Raw genomic sequence first — 3,975 nt, forward strand, 5'->3', positions numbered from 1 at the left:
GTTATCTGGAGTTCTGCCTAGGATACCTATGGTGACCTGGCGGTTTGTGTCGTGGAGGGTGTCCATGACGCGGTTGGAGATCGATATCGGTTGGCGGTCAGCATGGTTCGATCGTTACCGAAGTGTGATGCGTTGGTTCGCGGTGTCGGCCGGTGTTGTCGCGGAGTTGGCCAAGGGCGCACGCGAGTTGGCGGCGTAACCGCCGGTTCTCATCGGCGAGTTCGTGGTTGCGGCGGTTGGCGATTTCGAGGCGTTTTCTCAGGGAGTCGTCGCTGGCGCGTTGTCGGGCAGGTAACGGTGTGCTTGGCTCGGGCCGCTGCTGGGTGCGGAGCCGGCGGATCTCGTCTTTGAGGTCGGTCTGGGTGTAGATCCACGAGCGGGAGACACCGGCGTGGCGAGCGACGGATTCGAAGGTGAGCACGGCGCCGGTCCGGTGGAGTTCGTGCAGTGCGGCGATTGCCCTGGCGCGGGTGTGTTCGTGCCGCTGCTGGGCACTGCGGATGAGGTGGATGCTGTTGTTAGCCGGCATGTTTGGCCTTCCCTGGTTCTGGATCGTTGAGGGCAGTGATGATGTTGTCCAGGTTGTGCAGGACTTGGCGGTTCATCTCGGCCAGACGTTGTTGTCCGCGGGCTTCGGCGGCGGTGATCAACTGCAGGGTCTGTTGCCGCTGCTGGTGGTGCTGGGGCAGGAACTCGGCGGTGGTGAGGAACATCGGACAGGTCAGACAGGCGTTGGCGTGCGGGCAGCTCTGCTGCAGCGGCAGTCCGCAGTAGCCGTTGGGTAGGGCCTGGGTGGCTCGGCCGAGGCGCTGTTTGGCCCAGGCGGCTTCCGCGATCGGCCCCGACGGGTCGAAAATGATTGTGGAGCCGTGGATGTCGACCTTGCGGGCCGCCTCCCACTGGCGGCGCACGGTGGTGTCGTGCAGGCGGGCGTAGTGGCTGGTCATCTGCGCGGAGTCGTGGTCGAGGATGCGTCGCACGACCTCTTGCGGGACGTCGCGGTTGATCAGCCGGGTGCCCAGGGTGTGGCGCCACTGGTGCGGAGTGAGGTGCACTGGCTGGCCGTGCTCGTCACGGATGTCGCAGACGGACAGCCAGCGCAACAGCGCCATCCGGTAGGTGGGACTCGCGATTGGGTGGGTGCCGTCAATGTTCTTCGTCGGCCGTGGGAACAACACCGGCGTGCCTGCCGGCCAACGCTGGGAGGTGTGGTTGCGGTGTTCGGCGATGAGCTCACGTAACTGCTCGTCGATGGGCACCAACGCGTCGCGTTTCATCTTATGGTTCAGATAGCGCAGATACGGTGCGCTTTCGGCGTCGGCGACCACACAATCGCTGCGCAGCCGCAGCGCATCAGTGATCCGTAGCCCGCAACGCATCAAGATGATCGTGATCAACCGGTAAGCAGGGTCGGCGAATCGGGCGAGGTTGTCTGCATCCTCGAGCTGGGCCATGACCTGTTCGGCCAGTGCCCGAGGCAACCGTTCGTCGCGTTTGGGGTAGTCCTCGGCGAAGAACATCGCGTCTGCGGGAAGGTCTGTGTCCCAACGGTGTTGGCGGACTGCAGCGAAGAATCGATTGAGCAGCCCGATATGGGTCCCCCGGCGTTGGGCACCGATGGAATCGCTGCGCAGGTGGGCCAGATAGCGCTCCAGCACCGGCCGGTTGATCTGGTCGATGCTCTCGACGCCAATGTCGGCGAGGAACCCCGCGAAGCGGGTGAACGCAACGACCGGCCTACCGGCGCCAGCTTCTAGACCCAATCCGGTCGATAGCCGCCACCGGACCCACCGCTTGACCAGATCCCGCAGCCACGGCTGCGGCATACCGTCGAACCGCAGCGTGCGGTCTCCGTCGTAGCCGAGCCGGCGCATGCGCCAGACATCGCGCGGGTATTCGGCGTCCCAGCCGCCGGCCTCGGCCAGGTCGGCGATCACCCGGGATGCGTAGCTGAGGAACCCGCGGGAGCGAGTGTCGTTGATCGTCGACCGAGCCCACTCGTGCCAGGTGTCCTCGTCACGCTCAAGCAGCGAGTCCACCTGCGCAGCAGCCAGTGCCTTCACCACGCGCATGACCACGTCTGGGGTGAGCTTGCCTTGCCGATCGTCGTGGCGGCGTTGCAGCACGTACTGCAGTTCCAGCTTCAGCTGACCGGCCAGCCGGTCGAGCCGGATCTGCTCGCTGGCCAGTGGGGTTTGGTCGGCGAAGTGGTCGGCAAACGCGTCGATGTCGGGTCTGCCGTTGACCTTCCAGGTAGTGGTGTGGGTCTGGCAGAACGCAGACGTGCCCTGCGGCCAGAGCTCGCAGTGCGGGATTCGGCATGTTACCCCAGCCGCTGGTTGCTTGAACGGCTGCGGTTCGGCCAGCCATCCAGCCAGGCTGGGCCGCCCGGCGCGTTCCCATCGTTGTGCGTGCAGCCCACACATGCCGCCGCGGGCAGAGCCGTAACCGCAGCCGGGCACCCGGCAGCGCTGGTTAGGTTGTTGGCGCCGCCACCGCGGATCGGTCGAGGCAGCAAACTGCTCCAGAGACGGGCGTCCTTCGTCGTGCCACCGTTGCCGATGTCCTTGACACAAACGGAGTCCGCGGGCGGTTCGCTCGCACCCCTCGACCCGGCACTCGGTTCCACCAAACACCGGATCCTCAGGTCCAAACTCCAGGACATTGCTGCGGAATCCGTGGCGGACCTCGGCCATCAGCTTGCCCAACAACCCCGGCGGGGCGGCAGGCTTCAGCGACGGCACGCTCATAGCCGCACCTGCCCGTCGGTGAACCAGCCCGCTCGTTCCATGACCCGTCGAGCGTCCTCGACGCTAAGGTGCCCGTACGTCGTGGTCGTCGTCGCCACGTGAGCATGTCCGAGCAGGTGCGCGACCACCTCGATGCTGACTCCGTCGCGCAGCAGCCGGGTTGCGGCCGTGTGTCGCAGCCAGTGCGGGTCGAAGTCGATCCCGGTCCGTCGGCGCAGCCTTCGCACCAGGTCGTATACCGCGCCGTAGGTCAGCGGATACCCCTGCGGGCGGCCCCACAGATTGACGAACACGTAGTCGCTGTCCAGATCGCCGTACTCGCTGTGAAGGTAGTCGGCCAACAAGCGGATCAACGCGCTGCTGACCGGGATCGTGCGGTCGGTCTGTGACTTGGCGCGTGCGCCATTGGCGTTATCGCGTCGCCGCACCGTCACTTCATTTTCGGCAGCGGCGATGTCGTTGTGCCGCAAACCAAGTGCCTCACCGATCCGCATCCCCGTGTCGTAGAGCACGGCGAACAGCAATCGGTCCCGCAGCCGGCCGCAACCATCCAGGATTGCCTGCACCTCGTTCGGCGCGAGCACCCGCGGCAGCTTCTTCGGCGTCTTCAACGCGATCACCCGCCGCGACCTCGGCGTGCCCTTGCTGATGTGGTGCAGAAACGGTCTCCAACCTCCGCGCGCGCCGCCGACCTGCCATGAGGTCAGCAAAGTGCCGACATCCACCCCATCTCGTGCGGCGTGGGTGTAAAACGCCCCGACCGCCGAAAGCTTGCGGTTCACAGTCGATTCCGTGCAGTGATGCGGCAACGACGGCAACACCGCGACCTGCCCATGCCGGGCCTGCAGCGGCAGTCGCAGCCAGGCTACGAACTCACCTACGTCGTCGAGCCGCACCGCGCGCCAATCCAGCCCACGCTCGGCGAGAAAGCCGAACCAGTCCTTGAGATCGTGCGCGTACGCCTTGACCGTGTTCGGCGATCGCTCGATGTCAGTCAGATACGCCAGATACCGGTCGACCGGTGCTACCGGAGCGTTGTCGTCACCGAGAACGGTCCACGACTCACGCAACGAGACCGGCGAGATAACTCGTGCAATCTGCATCGCCCCTCCGCAGGCTCTTGCCTCCTGGACAACTGCAGATAAGCATGTCCAGCACGCAGAACCTGGGACCTCAACACCTCGTGTCGGACATCAAAGACGCCGTCACGAGGACTACAGATAAC

Annotated in this window: 3 protein-coding genes; all 3 read right to left on the minus strand. The window is 65.2% G+C overall.

The window, feature by feature from the left end; translation table 11 throughout:
- Positions 1-97: 97 nt before the first annotated feature.
- The 3 genes from AWC08_RS30500 to AWC08_RS30510 are packed head-to-tail and all read right to left on the minus strand — an operon-like array spanning position 98 to position 3,853.
- Complete coding sequence (locus tag AWC08_RS30500; protein ID WP_069435590.1) at positions 98-529, minus strand: DUF6262 family protein; 432 nt, start codon at positions 527-529, stop codon at positions 98-100.
- Positions 519-2,750, minus strand: a complete 2,232-nt coding sequence (locus AWC08_RS30505; RefSeq protein WP_231752463.1) for a tyrosine-type recombinase/integrase — start codon at positions 2,748-2,750, stop codon at positions 519-521. The genes AWC08_RS30500 and AWC08_RS30505 overlap by 11 nt, the downstream gene beginning before the upstream one ends.
- Entirely contained in the window at positions 2,747-3,853 is a 1,107-nt protein-coding gene (locus AWC08_RS30510; protein WP_055578025.1) for a site-specific integrase, read from the minus strand. The genes AWC08_RS30505 and AWC08_RS30510 overlap by 4 nt, the downstream gene beginning before the upstream one ends.
- Positions 3,854-3,975 lie beyond the last annotated feature (122 nt).

The organism is Mycobacterium gordonae (genome assembly GCF_002101675.1).
Taxonomy (GTDB): domain Bacteria; phylum Actinomycetota; class Actinomycetes; order Mycobacteriales; family Mycobacteriaceae; genus Mycobacterium; species Mycobacterium gordonae.

Bases quoted from the DNA above. Each gene is read 5' to 3' on its own strand.
- AWC08_RS30500 (WP_069435590.1), bottom strand. From the start codon at position 529: ATGCCGGCTAACAACAGCATCCACCTCATCCGCAGTGCCCAGCAGCGG.
- AWC08_RS30510 (WP_055578025.1), bottom strand. From the start codon at position 3,853: ATGCAGATTGCACGAGTTATCTCGCCGGTCTCGTTGCGTGAGTCGTGG.
- AWC08_RS30505 (WP_231752463.1), bottom strand. From the start codon at position 2,750: ATGAGCGTGCCGTCGCTGAAGCCTGCCGCCCCGCCGGGGTTGTTGGGC.